Below are 18,621 nucleotides of genomic sequence, written 5' to 3'. Positions count from 1 at the left end.
GCGATCAGGCGAAAAATTGCATCAATCGCAATTTAAGGAACGAAATCATTAAACCACTGTCGCCCCTTTCAAATGCGCACACCCAGGCTAAAGATCCCTTCCAGGAAAACGAAGGAGTGTTGCGCCTTTCCGCCTTCCACCGTTAAGGCGTTGGTATAATTGGCATAACCTGTTTTGCCACTGAGATCCAGATAGAAATGCCGGAACGGATAATAGCGGAAGCTGCCCTCAACACCCACCAGGTAACCGGCTACGTGGAAATTGTTGTTAAACCGTTTCCCGAACAGCGTCACATCCGTCCGGGGATAAAGCAGGCCGCCGCCGGCCTTTGCGAACGCGCCGAATTTCGGAGAAGCGAAGAGTGAGTCGAATTCACGCGCGGCCATGAGCATCCAGAAGTTGGCACCATTGGTATGTTCGAAGTTGAACTCGCTCCAGCGCAATTCGACGTTCTCATCGACCATCTGGCCGTTCCGTGTCCCGTACATGCGCACGATCTGGTTGCGTTCCACCACATACTTGGCATGGTCGTGATTCAATTCAACGAACCACTTGTCTTTTATCCGTACACCCAGTCGAAAACTGAATTGTGGAATCGTGATCTGCGGACTGAGAATATAATTGAAGTCGGGTTTATCGTGCGCCTTCGCTTTTTCCCAATAGAGGTCATACTCGTCGCCATTGGTGAAATGGATGGTACTCTTGGAATAGGTTTCTTTATTCCAGCCCCATTGGAAATAAAAGCGGTCGGCCGATTGAGCCGTATTCTCTAAAAAGAAAATTGTTGTGAGGATGGTCAGCAGGTACTTCATCTTGATCGTTAAAAACGTGGCGAAGGTACAAGCATCCCAATTCAAGGACAACGATGCATGTCCTATTTTATCATCCTGACGTATTCACTCTCCGGTCACCACCAGGCGCTGACTGCTTCGGCGATCCGTCCAATCGATCAGGAGCGTGTAACAACCGGGTTCAAGTTCGAGCATGCCGGTGTTGGTCACAGGCACCAGGGTTGAATAAAGACGCCCGAGGGGATCGTACACCCGTATCTGGTCGGGCAAGGCTCCTGTTTCAACAGCATAGTTGATCTTCCTGCTCGCGGGGTTCGGGAAAAACCGGACCACGTTCGGGTCGGTTTCTTCGATGCCGATGGTGAATGCATACTCGATCAACCCGGCATACGGCGTCCCGCCATCGGTGAAATCGCCGTCGTCGATGGTAGCATAGGTATTTGTGACAGGATCGTAAGAATAAATGGAGCCAAAACTGTTCGCGCCTCCGTTGAAGCAGGTGCCGTACACCTTACCGTCGGAAGCATAGCAAAGCTGCCCGCGTGGCCGCGATCCTTCGAGCGGATCGAAATCGTGCAGCAAGGTGTATTGGTCGTTGTTCGTATCGAAGGAGAACAGCACGCCGTAGCTGTCGGTGCCGCCTTGCGAAGCGGCGCTATAAAGTATGCCGTTCGCGCCAAGGGTGAGATTTCCCTGAGGAGCCGAACCGTTTGTTCCGTCGAACGAATATTTCAACAAATGCGTGGAGGTGGAAGGATCAAAGCGGAAGAGGGTCCCGTTCCCGGTTGCGCCGCCGCCGAAGGTTAGTCCCCAGAGGTAGCCGTTGTATTCGGTCAATGTTCCAAACGGCGTAAACCCGTCGGAGAAGGAGAAACTATATTCGACGAGATAGGTCGAAGTGGCGGGATCCCAGGAAAAGATCACACCGCCGCCGCCGGCACTGCCGCCCGTGGTGGTCATGCCGTAGATCTTCCCGTTAGCAGCCTGCACTACGCCGCCGTCCGGGTATTGTCCTGTCGGTCCATCGAACTCATGGAGTTTGGTGTAAACATTCGTCGATGGATCGAACCGGAACAACACACCGAGACCATTCGCGCCTCCATTGCTCGTCAGGCCGTACAGGTTGCCGTCGCCGGCCTTGTAAAGCGGACCGCGCGGATAATAGCCCGAAGCCGTATCCATACTGAACAGGCTGGTGTATTGCAGACTCGAGACATCGAACCGGTAAATGTCGCCGCGCACATATTGGCCACCCGAGACCGTCATGCCGTAATAGAAGTTACCGGGCTGGGGCAGAAAAGTCGTCTGTGGGGAACCGCTATCGCCTACTCCACAGTTGAAATAGCGGGTCAGGTTTCCGCCACCCAGGTCCATCCGGAAAAATGTGCCGGCACCATAAGTGCCACCGATCGAATAACAACCCCAAAGATGCTGGGTATAGGCGGTGGGCTGCAAGAGTAAAAAGCAAAGGCAGGAGAGAAGAACGTGTCGCATGGGGAGGAGTTTAAATCTTGAAAAAGGTACAAAAGGGATCGGGCATTTACGGGCGATTTAACCTTTATAGTGAGGTAATTAGTAGAGTAAAAATATAGCATCATTAATAAGCTAAAATTCTCAAAAACTCCAATTAATATTTATTTAAAGCAATTATTGATAGTATAAAACATCCAACTCATCGACTTGATGATGGTATTCCGAAATCGCCATTTTTATTGAGAAAACGGCATTTTCAGGCCCTATACTCCATCGCTTGACCGAACCATTCGCAAAACCCTAAAAATCAGCCTGTTTACCCCTTCTTGTTACCCCCGGAATTCCGTACCTTTGCGGCCTTTATTTATGTCGACCAATTACCCGGAATACCGCAACCTAGACCTGCCCGGCATCGCCAGGGAGATGCTTGAGACCTGGGAGCGCGAGCAGACGTTTGAGCAAAGCGTCAGCAGCCGCGAGGGGCGTCCCGCCTTCACCTTTTATGAAGGCCCGCCTTCGGCGAATGGCCTGCCCGGTATCCATCACGTCATGGCCCGTGCCATCAAGGACATTTTTTGCCGGTATCGTACGCTCAAAGGTTTCCAGGTAAAGCGCAAAGGCGGTTGGGATACCCACGGTCTGCCCATCGAACTGAGCGTCGAAAAAACGCTCGGCATCCGAAAGGACGATATCGGGAAGACGATCTCCATCGAAGACTACAACAAAGCTTGTCGCCGCGAGGTGATGAAGTACAAGGACGTGTGGGACGACCTCACGAAGCAGATGGGCTACTGGGTGGACCTCGACCATCCGTACATCACCTTCGAGAACGAATACATCGAGACGTGCTGGTACCTCTTGTCGCAGTTCTATAAAAAAGATCTGCTCTACAAAGGCTACACCATCCAGCCCTATTCGCCCGCCGCCGGCACCGGCCTGAGCTCCCACGAGCTCAACCAGCCGGGCACTTACAAGAATGTGAAGGATACGTCGGCTGTGGCGATGTTCCAGGTGCCGGGTGATGCGATTGCCAAGGCGTTCGGTTTGTCGGCTGCTGAGGGAAAAACCGCCTTCCTCGCCTGGACGACCACTCCCTGGACGCTTCCCTCCAACACCGCACTGGCCGTAGGTGCCAAGATCGTTTACGTTGCAGTTGCTACGTACAATCAGTACACGCACGAGAAAGTAACCGTCGTTCTGGCCAAGGACCTGTTGGGAAAATACTTCCCGGAGAAGAACGCCGAACTCTCATTCGACGATTACAAATCGGGCGACAAAGCGATTCCGTTCCGAGTATTGGGCGAGACGAATGGCAAATCGCTCGACGGCATCCGCTACGAGCAGCTATTGCCCTATGCCCAACCGACCGACGGCGACGCGTTCCGCGTAGTGCTGGGCGATTTCGTCACCACGGAAGACGGCACCGGTATCGTGCACATCGCACCGAGCTTTGGCGCCGACGACTTCCGCGTCGCGAAGCAGAATGGTGTGGGCTCGCTCACGCTGGTCGACAAGCAGGGTCGCTTCATTGGCGAGGTCACCGACTTCGCCGGCGAGTACGTGAAAGAGCAGTACTACAACGAAGAAGAGAAAGAAGCCGAACGCAAGAAGCAGGGTGGCGAAAAATACCTCAGCGTCGACGACCGCATCGTCATCAAACTGAAGAAAGAAGGCAAGGCCTTCAAGTCGGAACGCTACGAGCACAACTACCCGCATTGCTGGCGTACCGATAAGCCCGTACTGTATTATCCGCTGGACTCCTGGTTCATCCGGACCACCGCCTTGAAAGACCGGATGGCCGAATTGAATACCACCATCAACTGGAAACCCGAATCGACCGGCACCGGCCGCTTCGGTAACTGGCTCGAGAACCTGGTCGACTGGAACCTTTCACGTTCCCGTTACTGGGGCATTCCGCTGCCGATCTGGCGCAGCGAAGACGCGCAGGAAGAACTGTGCATCGGCTCGATCGAACAACTCCGCGAGGAGATGAAGAAGTCCATCGCCGCGGGTTTCATGGACGCGAAGCACCTCGAACACATTGATCCGGCGCAACCCGACTTCGACCTGCACCGTCCGTACGTCGACAACATCGTACTGGTCTCCCCGACGGGAAAGAAGATGTTCCGCGAAGCGGACCTCATCGACGTCTGGTTCGATTCAGGCGCGATGCCCTACGCCCAGTTCCATTGGATGGGCGATCCCGCTACCGCTCCCTTCACAAAGGACACCCCAGCCTTCCCGGCCGACTTCATCGCCGAAGGCGTTGACCAGACCCGCGGCTGGTTCTTTACCTTGCATGCCATCGCCGTCATGTTGTTCGACTCCGTCGCTTTTCGCAATGTGGTGAGCAACGGTCTTGTGCTCGACAAGAACGGCAACAAGATGTCGAAACGTCTCGGCAACGCGGTTGATCCGTTCGAGACGCTGAAGCAATACGGACCCGACGCCACGCGCTGGTACATGATCAGCAACGCCGCGCCCTGGGAGAATCTCAAGTTCAACGTCGACGGCATCGCCGAAGTGCAGCGAAAGTTCTTCGGCACGCTGCACAACACCTACGCCTTCTTCGCGCTCTACGCGAACATCGACGGCTTCCGCTTCAACGAAGCGGAGGTGCCGGTCGCGGAACGCACCGAACTGGACCGCTGGATCCTCTCCGAACTGCATACGCTGGTCCGTACGGTGGATGCGAGCTACGCCGAATACGAACCCACCCGTGCCTGCCGCGCTATCGCCGATTTCGTCAGCGAGCACCTCAGTAACTGGTACGTTCGGCTCAGTCGTCGTCGTTTCTGGAAAGGTGATTACACCACCGACAAGATCGCGGCCTATCAGACGCTTTATACTTGTCTGGAAACCGTTGCTGTCCTGATGTCGCCGGTGGCGCCGTTCTACGCCGACCGGCTTTTCCGCGACCTCAACGCGGTGACGGGCCGGCACGATGTCGCTTCCGTACACCTCGCCCTCTTCCCGCAGTCGGATGATAAGTTCATCGACAAAGCGCTGGAAGAACGTATGGAACTCGCGCAGCAGTTGTCGTCGATGGTGTTGTCCTTGCGCAAGAAGGTGAACATCCGGGTCCGCCAGCCGCTGGCGCGCATCATGATCCCGGCGGAGGACGAGCGTTTTCGAGCAACGCTCGAATCGGTACGTCCCCTGGTACTCGCAGAAGTGAACGTGAAGAACATCGAATACATCACCGATACGGCGGGCGTACTGGTGAAAAAGATTCGTCCCAACTTCAAGGTGTTGGGTAAGAAAGTCGGCGGACTGATGAAAGACACGGCCGTAGCGATCGGAGCAATGAACCAGGCCGACATCCTGCGCATGGAAAGTGAGAAATCGTTCGAACTGAAGGTGCAGGGACAGACCGTCACGCTTTCCCCCGAAGACGTGGAAATCCTGTCGGAGGACATCCCGGGCTGGCAGGTGGCCAGTGAAGGCCGACTGACGGTGGCCCTGGACACGACCCTGAACGAGGAATTGCGCGAGGAAGGAATTGCCCGGGAATTCATCAACCGGGTGCAGAATCTACGGAAAGACAAGGGCTACGAAGTAACCGACCGGATTGAGCTGAAAGTCCAGAACCACGCGGCCATCCGGCCGTCGCTGCTGAACAATAAAGACTATATTTGCGCCGAAATTTTGGCCGCCTCCCTCGACCTGGTGGATCGCCTCGAAGGCGACAACGCCGACGAGGTGGAAGTCGACGATAACATCCAGACCCGCGTACAAATCCGCCGGCACACGCCGGGCCAGGTCAACTGATCCTCCCTAACTTCTTATAATTTAATTGATAGGTTGCCATGAGCAAGAAGACAAGTCCGAAGAAGGCCAAACCCGCTGCTAAAGCGAAAGCAAAGCCGGCTGCGAAAAAACCTGCTGCCAAGAAGCCCGCCGCCAAGGCGAAGCCGAAAGCGAAACCGGCCCCCAAGAAGCCCGCGGCGAAGAAACCGGTCGCGAAGAAAGTCGCTCCGAAGGCAGCCCCGAAAAAGGTCGCCAAGCCCGCAGCAAAAGCAGCCAAGAAAGTTGTCGTTGCGAAAGCCCCGGTGAAACCGGCCGTCGTAGCCAAACCGAAACCGGCTCCCGCTCCTGCGAAACCGGCAGCATCGGCTCCGCGTCCTGCGGCACCTGCACCTACCTATAAGGCAGCCAATCCTGCACCCAAACCCATTCCGCCGATCAGCAAAACTCCGCTGGCGCGGACCGCGACACCGGCGAAGGAGGAAGATCCCGGCAAGACGCGCTACTCGGATAAGGAACTGGAGGAATTCCGTCAGATCATCGTGAAGAAGCTCGAAGAAGCGCGCCATGAACTGAATGTGCTGCAGGCACAGCTCACGGCTGCGAATGAACACGGCACCGACGATACCGCCAGTACGTTCAAGATGCTGGAAGACGGTTCCGAGAGTCTCGCGAAAGAAGAGGCCGGACAGTTGGCCGGTCGTCAGAAGAAGTTCATCGAGCAGCTCGAGAACGCGCTCATCCGCATCGAGAACAAGACCTACGGCATCTGCCGTGTAACCGGAAAACTCATTCCCAAAGAGCGCCTCCGCGCCGTTCCGCACACGACCCAAAGCATCGAAGCAAAGCTCAATCAATACCGCGACTGAGCACGAAGATCCAGCATAACGCCAGACAGAATCGGTTAGATTCGGTCTGGCGTTTTCATGAAATGTAGATGCGAGGAGCGTGACCGAGACCGAGGAAAACGCTCATACATCCCACGTACCGCCTAATTCCTCTCAACTAACCCTCCCTCGGTCTCGCTCACGTCCCTCGTAACTAACCTTCCTCGGTCTCGGACACGCTCCTCGCAACCAACCCTCCCTCGCCTTGCCCTCCATCCCAACCACTCGTCTCCGCCTCGCCGGTATCATCATCTTCCTGGTCCTGCTCATCGACCAGGTGGTGAAGTTCTGGGTGAAGACGACGATGTATCTCGGCGAAGAGCACCGGGTCTTCGGCCATTGGTTCTACATTCATTTCACGGAGAACTATGGCATGGCGTTCGGACTGGAGTTCGGAGGCATGGCAGGTAAGTTCCTCCTGAGTGCCTTCCGGATTCTCGCGTGCATCGCGATCGGCTGGTACATCGTCCACCTGGCCCGGCACCGCGCACATCCCGGCCTGATGGTTTGCTTTGCATTGATCTTCGCCGGGGCGGTCGGCAACATCATCGACAGCGCCTTCTACGGGATGATCTTCAACGACAGCACCGACGGGATCGCGCGTTTTCTGCCGCCCGACGGCGGGTATGCCGGCTTCCTGCAGGGACGGGTGGTGGACATGCTGTATTTCCCGCTGGTCTCGGGACGCTTTCCGGATTGGTTACCGATCTGGGGCGGTGAGACGTTCCTGTTCTTCCGACCGGTGTTCAACATCGCCGACGCTTCGATCTCGATCGGCGTGATCCTGTACATCCTGTTCCAGAAGCGCTTCCACGAAGGCGATCACGCGCAAAAGACGGAGACCGATGCTCCGGGCGCCACTGACGCCTCCTCCGGACTTTCCTGATTTTCCCGATCCTTTTTTTCGGATTCAGTATCTTGTTGCTTCCTATGAAGCGATCGATTTCCCTCCTGGTACTGTCCCTCTTTTTCACGACTTCCCTGCAAGCACAAGCTCGGAGCGACAGCGCGACCGTCCGGTCCATCTACTCCGAAATGCTCTCGAACGGCAAGGCCTACGACTGGCTGCGCGTGTTGTCGAATGATATCGGTGGACGACTTAGCGGATCGCCGGAGGCGCAACAGGCCGTTGAATACACCCGGAAGGCCATGCTCGAAGCCGGCGCCGATACGGTTTGGTTGCAGGAGGTATGGGTGCCGCACTGGGTGCGGGGCGCTAAAGAAAGCGGACGCATCATCGCGCGTACAGGCGATTCGCAGGAAGTTCCGGTCTGCGCACTCGGTGGCTCCGTCGCGACACCGAAAGAAGGGATCAGCGGCAATGTCGTGGAGGTGCACGACTTCGACGAACTCAAAACCCTGGGACGCGAAAAGATCGAAGGCAAGATCGTCTTCTACAACCACCCCTTTGATCCCACCTTCATCAACACGTTTGAAGCATACGGCGAAGCGGGCAAGTACCGTTGGTCGGGTCCGAGTGAAGCGGCCCGTTACGGTGCCATCGCTTCCATCGTTCGCTCCATGACCCTGGCACAAGATGATTTCCCGCATACCGGAGCCATGGGTTATAATGACTCATTGCCGAAGATCCCCTGTGCCGCCATCAGTACGAATGGCGCCAACCTGCTCAGCAATATCCTTCGCGCAGATCCGGGTGCTCGATTCTTGCTGCGCATGGACTGCCAGCTCCTCGACAGTGTACTTTCTCACAACGTCATCGGGGAGATCCGCGGTCGCGAGCTGCCGGATGAAGTGATGGTCGTCGGTGGTCACCTCGATTCCTGGGATACCGGCGACGGCGCGCACGATGATGGCGCCGGCGTGATGCAATCCGTCGAGATCCTGCGTACGTTCAAGGCCTTGAAACTTCGACCGAAGCGCACCATCCGCGCGATCGCGTTCATGAACGAAGAGAACGGTCTTCGTGGCGGTAGAGGTTACGCGGCCTGGGCATCGACCAACAGCCGGGAAAAGCATGTGATGGCCATCGAAAGCGATGCAGGCGGATTCACCCCGTATGGATTCGGACTGGATATGCCCGAAGACAAAAACCTTCCATCCGGAAGTACCGTGAGTTGTTTCGTCCTTACAATGTCTGGAACTTCGAAGAAGAGCACGGTGGCGCCGACATTTCTCCCCTGAAGCCTTCGTTGAAAGTACCCTTGGTAGGCCTGGTGGTCGACTCCCAACGCTACTTCGATTATCATCATGCCGGCTCCGACACGTTCGACAAAGTGAACAAGCGCGAACTCTTGCTGGGAGCCGCTGCCATGGGTTCCTTGCTTTACCTCGTGAGCGAAAACGGTTTCTGACCGCGCGAAGCGCACATGGCTTCCGAAGAACACATCCAGACCCTGTTGTCGGCGCTACCCGACTCGCCGGGCGTTTACCAGTTCTACGACAAGGAGGACAAGCTGCTCTATGTGGGCAAGGCCAAGTCGTTGAAGAAGCGGGTCAGCAGTTATTTCCAAAAGGACCGGCACGTCTCGGGTAAGACGTCCATCATGGTGCGCAAGGTGGCCGACATCCGCACCATCGTCGTGGATACGGAGATGGACGCGCTCTTGCTGGAGAACAACCTCATCAAGAAGCACCAGCCGCGGTACAACGTCAGTCTGAAGGACGACAAGACCTATCCGTGGATCTGCATCCGCAACGAGCGTTTCCCGCGCGTCTTTTCGACTCGCAAGATGATCCGTGACGGTTCCGAATATTTCGGACCGTATGCTTCCGGCCGTTTGATCAATACGTTGCTGGAGCTGATCAACAAGTTGTACAAGCTGCGGACGTGCAGCCTGGTGTTGTCGGAGGAGAATATCACGAAGAAAAAATTCCGTGTCTGCCTCGAATACCAGATCGGTAATTGCAAGGGACCTTGTGAAGGATTTCAATCACAGGGAGAGTACGATCAATCGGTGAAAGAGATCCGGCAGATCCTCAAAGGAAACATCCAGACGGTCATCGGTCACCTGCGCGAATTGATGCAGACCTACGCGGCCGAGTATCGCTTTGAAGAAGCACAATCGGTCAAAGAGAAACTGGAATCACTCGAAAAGTTCCAGCGGAAATCGGTGGTCGTGAATCCGTCGATTCACAACGTGGATGTGTTCTCCCTCGTGATCGAGGAGGATTCCGCTTATGTGAATTTCCTGCGTGTCATGAACGGCGCGATCATCCAGGGGCATACGGTGGAATTGAAAAAGAAGCTGGAAGAAACGCCGGAGGAGTTGTTGGAGCTTGCCATGGGCGAGTTGCGCTCGCGCTTCTTCAGCGACGCGGAGGAGATCATCGTACCCTTCGCGCCGGAAGTCGAATGGCCCGGCATTTCGTTCACCATCCCGAAGATCGGCGACAAGAAGCACTTGCTCAGCCTGTCGGAGAGCAACGTGCGGAATTACATCCGCGAAAAGCGGTTGCAGGAAGAAAAGCAGCATCCCGAGAACCGCACGCTACGCCTGATGGAGCAGATGAAAAAAGACCTGCGGCTCACCGAGTTGCCGAAGCACATCGAGTGTTTCGACAATTCCAATTTCCAGGGCGCCTATCCCGTAGCGGCGATGTCGGTCTTCCGGGACGGCAAGCCGTCGAAGAAGGACTACCGGCATTTCAACATCAAGACCGTCGAGGGTCCCGACGATTTCGCGTCGATGGAGGAGGTGATCCACCGGCGGTATAAGCGGATGCTCGACGAGGCGCTGCCGCTGCCGCAACTGATCGTGATCGACGGAGGCAAGGGGCAGTTGAGCGCGGCGGTCAGCAGCCTGGAAAACTCGGCTTACGGGGAAAGATCGCGGTGATCGGAATCGCGAAGCGCCTGGAGGAGCTCTACTACCCGGACGATCCGCTGCCGTTGTACATCGACAAGAAGAGCGAAACGCTGCGGATCATCCAGCAATTGCGCGACGAGGTGCACCGCTTCGGGATCACGCATCATCGCAAGCGGAGGAGCAAGGGTGTGATCAAGACGGAGCTGGAAGAGATCCCCGGCATCGGTCCACGTACGGCGGAAGAACTGCTACGCGAGTTCCGTTCCGTCCAACGCATCAAAGAAGCCTCCCTCGAAGCCCTCGCCGCCCTCATCGGCGAAGCGAAAGCGATTCGGGTGAAGGAGCATTTGGAATCTGGCAGCAACCGGACGGAAGGGGTTTCGTAGGATCTCGTGACACAGAGTATCGCAGAGGTAACACAGAGTTTCTCAGAGATCGAAATGTGCTCTGCATGTTTACTGCAACGACTTTATTTCAGTTGATCGGAAAGGAGTTTGATCTCCATGCGGGGCGACATCTTCTCGTATAGTATCCGGTATACCGAGCTTGTGATCGGCATATGGACGTTGTACTGTTTATTCAGCTCATGAATACACTTGGTCGCATAATAGCCTTCCGCAACCATGTTCATTTCCAATTGTGCGAATTTAACGGAATAGCCCTTTCCGATCATGGTGCCGAACATGCGGTTACGAGAGAAGGATGAGTAAGCCGTTACCAACAGGTCGCCGAGATATGCCGAGTCGTTGATGTCGCGACCGATCGGATGCACTGCGTCTACAAATCGCTTGATCTCCTGAATGGCGTTAGAAATAAGTACTGCGAGGTAGTTGTCTCCATAGCCCAGCCCATGGCAAATACCGCCGGCTATGGCAAATACGTTTTTCAAGACGGCGGAATATTCTGTACCATAAATATCGTCGCTCACGGTGGTCTTGATGTACCGACAAGCCATTTGGCGGGCCAATGAATCAGCAGTATTCGTGTCAGGACTCGCTATGGTGAGATAGGAGAGACGTTCCATGGCTACTTCTTCGGCATGACATGGACCAGTAATAACACCTATGTTTTGTATCGGAACGTCGAATTGTTTGTGTAAGAAGTCGCCAACGACTAGTAGGTCATCCGGAATGATCCCTTTGATAGCGGAGAATACGGAACGGCCATGAAAATCATCCGACTTGATCCCTGCCAGCGAGTCTTTTAGGAAAGCTGATGGAACTGCCAAAATAATGGTCTTGGATTCCCGAATCGCCTCCCGGATATCGGTTGTGATCCGGATCTTCCCAAGATCGAATTCAACATCGGATAAGTAGTTGGGATTATGTCTGTACTTGGAGATAAATTCTGCCGTCTCTTTACTTCTTACCCACCAGGTAATTTTGTCGACATTATTGGAAAGTATCTTGACGATGGCCGTTGCCCAACTGCCACCACCTATGACTGAAATGGATTGATTCTCCATTTAAATGTGCTGATTGATTAGTCTCGGATCAGGTCAGAATGATCCTGCAAATTCCTTCTTTCAAATGTAGTACATTGAAATTGATTAATAAACCAAGATTCAAGCCTGTGAGTTTGAGATAGGTGAGCACCTGCGCACGGTGAATATCCGTAATCAGGTCCACACACTTCAATTCCAAAAGCAATCGATTTTCAACGATCAGATCAGCCCGATAGCCGCACTCCAGTTTGATCTTCTCGTAAATGAGCGGAACAGGATGTTCTTTTCGAATGCATAGCCCCAGCTTGATCAATTCGTAAGCGGTACATTCCTTGTAAGCTGATTCAAGCAGGCCCGGACCTAGCTTTTGATGCACTTTCATGGCGCATCCGATAACAATGCGCGTAAGGTCGTTGATGTTTGCATGGCTCATGCCGGAAAATTCCGTCATGAGGTGGATTTCTACAACCGCTTATATGCGGAGAAATCATCTAACCGTCACTGAGCCGTCCGATGTTCTTTTTTGTAACACAGAGAATCACAGAGGAAACACAGAGTAGCACAGAGCAGAATTCAAATCTCTGCGAAACTCTGTGTGCCCTCTGCGTGACTCTGTGCTCCTTTTATACGAAGCGCGAAATCTCAAAACGTAATCGATTTCTCCAACATCTCCGCACCGCGTTTGACTTTTACGGTGGTGGTTTCGCCTTTGGTGAATTTGCCGAGGGCTTTCATGTAGGACATCATGTCCACCACTTTGTAGTCGCCGATCTGGACCACTACGTCGCCGGCCAGTAGCCCCGCTTTTTGCGCCGGCTTGCCGTCACTTACGCCATCGATGCGCATGCCCTCGCCGTCGAACGCGTAGTCGGGCACCACACCCAGGGTCACTTTGAATTTCGGCGCATCCTCGTTCGACTCGTCCTTCGTCTTGGTGAACACCAGCTTCCCCGAACCGTCCGCCAGCGCGATCGTCTTGCGGATCATCCCGATGATCGTCAGTGCGCCCGGGTAATTGATCTTGTCTTCGTCGTCGCTCGGTTTGTGGTAATCGGCATGCGTGCCGCTGAAAAGTGCAGCACCGGAATATTCTGCAGATAGAACGACGTATGATCGCTCGGCCCCACACCCGATTCCGTCGCCTTGATCTCGACCTGGTCCGTTTCGATCGAATCGACCAGCGTTTTCCAGCGCGGACTCGTGCCCGTGCCGCTCAGGATCAGCACCGGCTCGTCCTTTTTCAGGCGACCGACCATGTCCATGTTCAGCATGTAGTTCACCTTCGTGAGATCCACCGTCGGGTGCTTCACGTAGTAATTCGAACCGAGCAGGCCCTTTTCTTCTCCGGAAAGGCCAATAGCAGGTAGTTGTTGTGCTTCGGCCCGCGGATGCGCGGTCGCGGCCGAGCTCGATCAGGGCGGCCGTCCCCGACGCGTTGTCGTCGGCGCCGTTGTGGATCGCCGGCTCACCCCGGTAAAGCGAGCCTTCGTGCCCGTAACCCAGGTGATCGTAGTGCGCGCCGATCACCACCGTCGTGGCAGCGCCGTTGTCGATGTAGCCGCAGACATTATAAGCGTCCTTCGTCACTTTGATCACCTCGGCTCCGACCGTACAGTTCGTCACGATGCTGTCGCGCAACAGTTCCGCTGCCTTGCCCTTCGCGAACAGTACAGGAATGCTCACCGGCGAGATGCGGTGATCGAAGTCGGCTTTTGGATCCGCCTGTGCCGTGTCGCTGTTGATGAAGATCACGGCCGTGGCCCCGCGCTGGATCGCGATGTCGAGGTTTCTTCCGCAAGTCGGACCACTCGCCGAACTTACCGTGCGGGTTCGCGCCGTCCGGCGTACCCGATTCCATCACGAAGATCTTCTTGGCGATGTTGAGCTTCCCTTTGTAATCTTCACGACCGAGTTTGTTGTCGTCGATCCCGTAGCCCAGCCGGGCCACATAGCCGGTGATGACGCCGTTGCCGGAGTAGGGAGCGGCGTGGAAGTCGTCGTTGACCTTGAAGCTGTAGTTGTTCACGTACAACTGCGTGCCCGGACCGAAGGTCGCGCCGGCGGTGAAGGTGAACGGCTGCAGGAAGCCTTTCTCGCCTTTCGGTTTCAGGCCCGCCGACTTGAACGACTTCACGATGTAATCGCGCGCTTTGATTTCCCCGGCGCTGCCGGCTTCACGTCCCTCGTACGCGTCGCTGGCGAGTGTGCTGATATGTTCCCGCAGCTTCGTTTCCAGTTGCGCTTCGGTGAGCGGTGTCTTGGAAACGGTGGAACAGGAAAAGTTCGCCGCCAGGGCGAGGGCGGTGAAGAACAGGGTCAGGAAACGGATCGGTTTCATTGCAGCATAAAGATACGGAATCGACGCGCAAGCCTTGTCGCAGGGAGCGGCTTCCGGGAATAAAAAAGGGCACGCTCGGTGCCCTTTTGACTTTTTTCTGATGATGAATCAACTCGAAACGGCTTCGGCGCCCTCTGCCGGCGCTTCTTTCTTCTCCGGGCGCATGGCCGGGAAGAAGAGCACGTCCTGGATCGAATGACTGTTCGTCATGATCATGCTCAGGCGGTCGATGCCGATACCCAGGCCTGCCGTAGGCGGCATGCCGAACTCGAGCGCGCGCAGGAAGTCTTCGTCGAGCTGCATGGCTTCTTCGTCGCCGCGCTTGCCGAGTTCGAGCTGGTCCTCGAAGCGCTTGCGCTGGTCGAGCGGATCGTTGAGCTCGGAGAAGGCGTTGCAGATCTCCTTGCCGTTGCAGATCGCCTCGAAGCGCTCCACCAGCCCCGGCTTGGAGCGGTGCTGCTTCGCGAGCGGACTCATCTCCAGCGGATAGTCGGTGATGAAGGTCGGCTGGATCAGGTGCGCTTCAACTTTCTCTCCGAACATCTCGTCAATCAGCTTACCGCGGCCCATCGTATCGTCCACATGAATGCCGATGCTCCGCGCCGTCTTTCGCAGTTCGGCTTCGTCCATCCCGGAGATGTCGATGCCGGTATAGTGCGCGATCGCGCCGTACATCGTATAACGCTTCCAGGGCCGTTGGAAGTTGATCACGTGTTCACCCACCTGCACCTCGGTCTTGCCGTGTAGGTCGAGTGCGATCTTCTCGACCATCTCTTCCACCAGGTTCATCATCCATTCGTAGTCCTGGTAAGCGACGTAGAGTTCCATCTGGGTGAACTCCGGGTTGTGGAACAGGCTCATGCCTTCGTTCCGGGAAGTCCTTCGAGAACTCGTACACCCCGTCGTAGCCGCCCACGATGAGGCGCTTGAGGTACAACTCGTTCGCGATGCGCAGGTAGAGCGTCATGTCGAGCGTGTTGTGGTGCGTCTTGAACGGACGCGCCGCCGCGCCGCCGTAGAGCGGTTGCAGGATCGGCGTCTCCACCTCGAGGTAGCCGCGGGTGTTCAGGAACGAACGCATCGAGTTGACCAGTTGCGTACGCTTCACAAATGTCTCGCGCACCTGCGGGTTCACGATCAGGTCCACGTACCGCATCCGGTAGCGCTGCTCCGGATCGGTAAAGGCGTCGTGCACATTGCCGTCGGCGTCCTGCTTCACGATCGGCAACGGACGCAGTGACTTGAAAGCAACTTGACGGCGGTGGCGTGGATGGTGATCTCGCCCATCTTCGTGCGGAATACGAAGCCCTTGATCCCGATGATGTCGCCGATGTCGAGCATCTTCTTCACCAGGAAATCGTAATCCGATTTATCCTCGCCCGGACAGATGTCGTCGCGGCGGACGTAGATCTGGATGCGTCCGGAGGCGTCCTGAAGCACCGCGAACAGGGCCTTGCCCATGTCGCGTACGCTCCGTGATCCGGCGGCATAGCTCAGCTCGCCTTGAAACCGTCGGGGTTGGCGTCGAAGCCGTCGAGGATCTGGCGGGCGCTGACAGTGACCCGGCCAGGCGTCGGCCGGATAGGCCTGGTAGCCGTGTTTTTGGAGTTCGTCCAACTTCTGGCGGCGGATCTGTTCCTGCTCGTGCAATTCCATGCTGCGAAATTTTCGCAAAGATAGCGGTTCAGGCCGGATGGCTCAAAACGTTAATCGATACAGAATCAATAAATTGCAACAAGTCCACGCAACGCGCGTTCGGCCCGGAATCGGTAACCCCCTACCTTTGCGGCCGTATACGCCGGACTCCATTAATAGTCATGAAAGATCTCGTACAGCGATTCCCGAGCAGTTGGAAGAAGCCCTGCGCATTGGCGAACAAGCCAGCATTTCCCGTCCCATTCGCCCCATCCGCAATGTCATCATCACCGGACTGGGCGGTTCCGGTATCGGCGGCACCATCGTGTCCGAGATTATCGCGAACGAATGTCCGGTACCCGTCACCGTCAACAAGGATTATTTCCTGCCGGCTTTCACCGGACCGGAGACGTTGGTGATCGTGTCGTCGTATTCCGGGTAATACCGAAGAGACCCTGCAGGCCATGGACGTCGCGCTGGAGAAGGCGCGCAGATCAGTTGCATCACCTCGGGCGGCAGCGTAGCCGAACGCGCACGCGAGCACAGGCTCGACCTTGTCCTTATCCCCGGCGGCAACCCGCCACGTTCGTGTCTCGGTTATTCGCTCACGCAGCTCTTTTCATCCTGCATAAGAAAGGACTCATCAGCGGCGCGTTCGTCGCGCAGCTCCGGCTTCGATCGACCGGATGCGTATGGAAGAAGCGGCCATCAAGTCCGGAGGCGCAGGAAGTCACCGATTTTCTTTTCGGCAAACTGCCGGTGATCTACGCGGTCGACGGTTACAACGGCGTGGCCACGCGCTTCCGGCAGCAGATCAACGAGAACTCAAGATGCTCTGCTGGCACCACATCATCCCGAGATGAACCACAACGAACTGGTGGGCTGGGCCGAACAACACGAAGAGTGTGCCGTCGTGATCCTGCGCAACAGCACCGACTACTACCGTTCTCAGGCGCGCATCGAGATCAACAAGGAGATCATCGCGCAACGCACCCCGCACATCCGCGAAATCTGGTCGCGGGGCGACTCCATGCTGGAGCGTTCGCTCTACCTGGTGCACCTCACCGACTGGGTCTCCTGCTACCTCGCCGACCGCAAAGCCATCGACGCCGTCGAAGTGAACGTCATCAACCACCTCAAAGGCTCCCTCGCGAAGCTGGGAGAGCGATGGCATAGTTCCGCCAGTGCCTTATTCATGATGGAACGCGGATACCGCTGATAAGGCGGAAGCTCGCGGAAAATAGATCCGCAAATCCGCAACATCCGCGGGATCCGCGTGCTGTTACCTGACCACTGTCGGATAGTCTAGGCTATGAACCACGGGGGGACACAGAGGAATGCACGGAGGAGCACAGAGATCGAGCTCTGTGTATTCTAAGACTTACGCAACGTTTGATTGATTTTTTCTCGTAGGTTAGGACGAATGTTTTTTTTTTTTTAATGACTGCAAAGACCCGATTGATCAGTTTGCAGGCTACGGCGTTTGCGATGACTTTGTGGTGTTTGCCCTCGGCCTTTTTCCCCTTTGGCAGTAGACCCTTATTTCAGGGTCGTAGATCGTGGCATATTGGCTCCGTTGAGCAAGATTGCTTTCATCTGCTTATTGCCTGGGATGTGCCCTTGTCCTTCCCTTGGTTAATCGGAGGAGTGTTCAAAAAGGCGCCGTTCCGGCATAACCGCGGCGAACTTTCGACCATCATCGAACTGAGTAGAGTTCTGAGTTATAACGAGCATCATCGTTGCGGCAATGAGTCCTATTCCTTGACAGATTGCATCAGATCAGAAATTCTGTTTGAGCTCCGGATCGGAGGGCGATCACTTTTCAATGGCCTCGTTTACTGCCTTAATACTCTTTTCCAGCCGTTGAATGTGTTGTTCCAGATCCTCGATAACCAGGTGATTGTCGATCACAACGATGAGCTTAGGGCGGCTCTTGAGGCTATTGACATTCTGGGTATGTTGCTGCACCAACGAGGCGCGGTAGGAGATCAGCTCTGTGAGTTGAAGGATGGATTTTTGAGGGATCACAAATCGGCGGAGCTTGCTGATAGATGGATCAAAGGCGTAAACGCCGATTCGCTCTGCATCCGTCGGTCACTTTTTCATCAGGTTACGCCCAGGGATTGTTGGATCTCTCTTGCCGGTATTACCGATAGTCCTTCCCTTTCCTAACGAGCAACACAAAAAGCAATCCTAGTTGCCGGTGTATTCCATGTAAAACCAGGTAGGTATCCCGCTGGCACCTCCTTTTTCGAGGCGTTTAAACATGGATTCAATTCCTCCTGGCTTTTTTCTTCACGGAACAGACTCGGGGTTTATTTGAAGGGTCCTACCAGTGCTACATCCAGCCATTGCGATGAGATGTCAATGCCAACGGCTGAGACTGTTTTTTTCATAACTTTGGTTTTAAGGTTTATTTGTCTGTACTGGAACAGGATGTGCTGCTAAAACCTACTGAATAGGCCTGGATGCCTATGATTCTAACTGGCACCGCACCCTGAAAAGAGATAGAGGACTGATACAGATTAGCCCTGAAGGC

10 protein-coding genes and 5 pseudogenes are annotated in these 18,621 nt (G+C 55.4%); 9 read left to right on the top strand and 6 right to left on the bottom strand.

From position 1 onward, the window contains the following. Positions 1-68: 68 nt before the first annotated feature. Together IPJ96_15985 and IPJ96_15980 are read right to left on the bottom strand one after the other, a co-directional pair. Positions 69-812, bottom strand: a complete 744-nt coding sequence (locus IPJ96_15985; protein ID MBK7911805.1) for a hypothetical protein — start codon at positions 810-812, stop codon at positions 69-71. A gap of 84 nt (positions 813-896) precedes the next feature. Beyond that, entirely contained in the window at positions 897-2,285 is a 1,389-nt protein-coding gene (locus tag IPJ96_15980; protein ID MBK7911804.1) for a hypothetical protein, read from the bottom strand. Positions 2,286-2,630: 345 nt separating this feature from the next. Here IPJ96_15980 and IPJ96_15975 point away from each other — a divergent pair, with 345 nt between their 5' ends. The 5 genes and pseudogenes from IPJ96_15975 to uvrC all read left to right on the top strand — a co-directional run bounded on the left by IPJ96_15975 (position 2,631) and on the right by uvrC (position 11,051). Continuing rightward, positions 2,631-6,035, top strand: coding sequence for an isoleucine--tRNA ligase (locus tag IPJ96_15975; GenBank protein MBK7911803.1), 3,405 nt, complete (start codon positions 2,631-2,633; stop codon positions 6,033-6,035). Between the two features lie 38 nt (positions 6,036-6,073). Next, the gene (locus IPJ96_15970) at positions 6,074-6,880 is read left to right on the top strand and encodes a TraR/DksA family transcriptional regulator (protein ID MBK7911802.1); all 807 of its coding nucleotides are present in this window, start codon (positions 6,074-6,076) and stop codon (positions 6,878-6,880) included. 232 nt (positions 6,881-7,112) lie between these two features. Then, on the top strand, positions 7,113-7,784 hold the full coding sequence (locus IPJ96_15965) for a lipoprotein signal peptidase (protein MBK7911801.1): 672 nt from the start codon (positions 7,113-7,115) through the stop codon (positions 7,782-7,784). 44 nt (positions 7,785-7,828) lie between these two features. Further along, positions 7,829-9,210, top strand: a pseudogene (locus IPJ96_15960) (M20/M25/M40 family metallo-hydrolase). 15 nt (positions 9,211-9,225) lie between these two features. Further along, positions 9,226-11,051, top strand: a pseudogene (gene uvrC, locus IPJ96_15955) (excinuclease ABC subunit UvrC). Between the two features lie 83 nt (positions 11,052-11,134). Here uvrC and IPJ96_15950 read toward each other — a convergent pair. The 4 genes and pseudogenes from IPJ96_15950 to lysS all read right to left on the bottom strand — a co-directional run bounded on the left by IPJ96_15950 (position 11,135) and on the right by lysS (position 16,103). Further along, entirely contained in the window at positions 11,135-12,130 is a 996-nt protein-coding gene (locus IPJ96_15950) for an NAD(P)H-dependent glycerol-3-phosphate dehydrogenase (protein ID MBK7911800.1), read from the bottom strand. Between the two features lie 28 nt (positions 12,131-12,158). Beyond that, positions 12,159-12,542, bottom strand: a complete 384-nt coding sequence (locus tag IPJ96_15945) for a GxxExxY protein (protein ID MBK7911799.1) — start codon at positions 12,540-12,542, stop codon at positions 12,159-12,161. Between the two features lie 209 nt (positions 12,543-12,751). Continuing rightward, a pseudogene (locus tag IPJ96_15940) lies at positions 12,752-13,888 on the bottom strand (M28 family peptidase). 667 nt (positions 13,889-14,555) lie between these two features. Beyond that, positions 14,556-16,103: pseudogene (gene lysS, locus IPJ96_15935) on the bottom strand (lysine--tRNA ligase). 127 nt (positions 16,104-16,230) lie between these two features. Here lysS and IPJ96_15930 point away from each other — a divergent pair. The 4 genes and pseudogenes from IPJ96_15930 to IPJ96_15915 all read left to right on the top strand — a co-directional run bounded on the left by IPJ96_15930 (position 16,231) and on the right by IPJ96_15915 (position 18,254). Then, the gene (locus IPJ96_15930; protein MBK7911798.1) at positions 16,231-16,524 is read left to right on the top strand and encodes a hypothetical protein; all 294 of its coding nucleotides are present in this window, start codon (positions 16,231-16,233) and stop codon (positions 16,522-16,524) included. After that, a pseudogene (locus IPJ96_15925) lies at positions 16,431-16,922 on the top strand (hypothetical protein). The gene IPJ96_15930 and the pseudogene IPJ96_15925 overlap by 94 nt, the downstream one beginning before the upstream one ends. Positions 16,923-16,941: 19 nt before the next feature. Next, complete coding sequence (locus IPJ96_15920; protein ID MBK7911797.1) at positions 16,942-17,301, top strand: hypothetical protein; 360 nt, start codon at positions 16,942-16,944, stop codon at positions 17,299-17,301. A 221-nt stretch (positions 17,302-17,522) separates the two neighbouring features. Further along, on the top strand, positions 17,523-18,254 hold the full coding sequence (locus IPJ96_15915; GenBank protein ID MBK7911796.1) for a hypothetical protein: 732 nt from the start codon (positions 17,523-17,525) through the stop codon (positions 18,252-18,254). Positions 18,255-18,621: the final 367 nt, after the last annotated feature.

This window comes from Bacteroidota bacterium (genome assembly GCA_016713765.1).
Classification (GTDB): Bacteria; Bacteroidota; Bacteroidia; order AKYH767-A; family 2013-40CM-41-45; genus Pollutiaquabacter; species Pollutiaquabacter aromativorans.
Note: the sequence above shows the minus strand (reverse complement) of the source record. Positions and strands in the feature narration are given on the sequence as shown.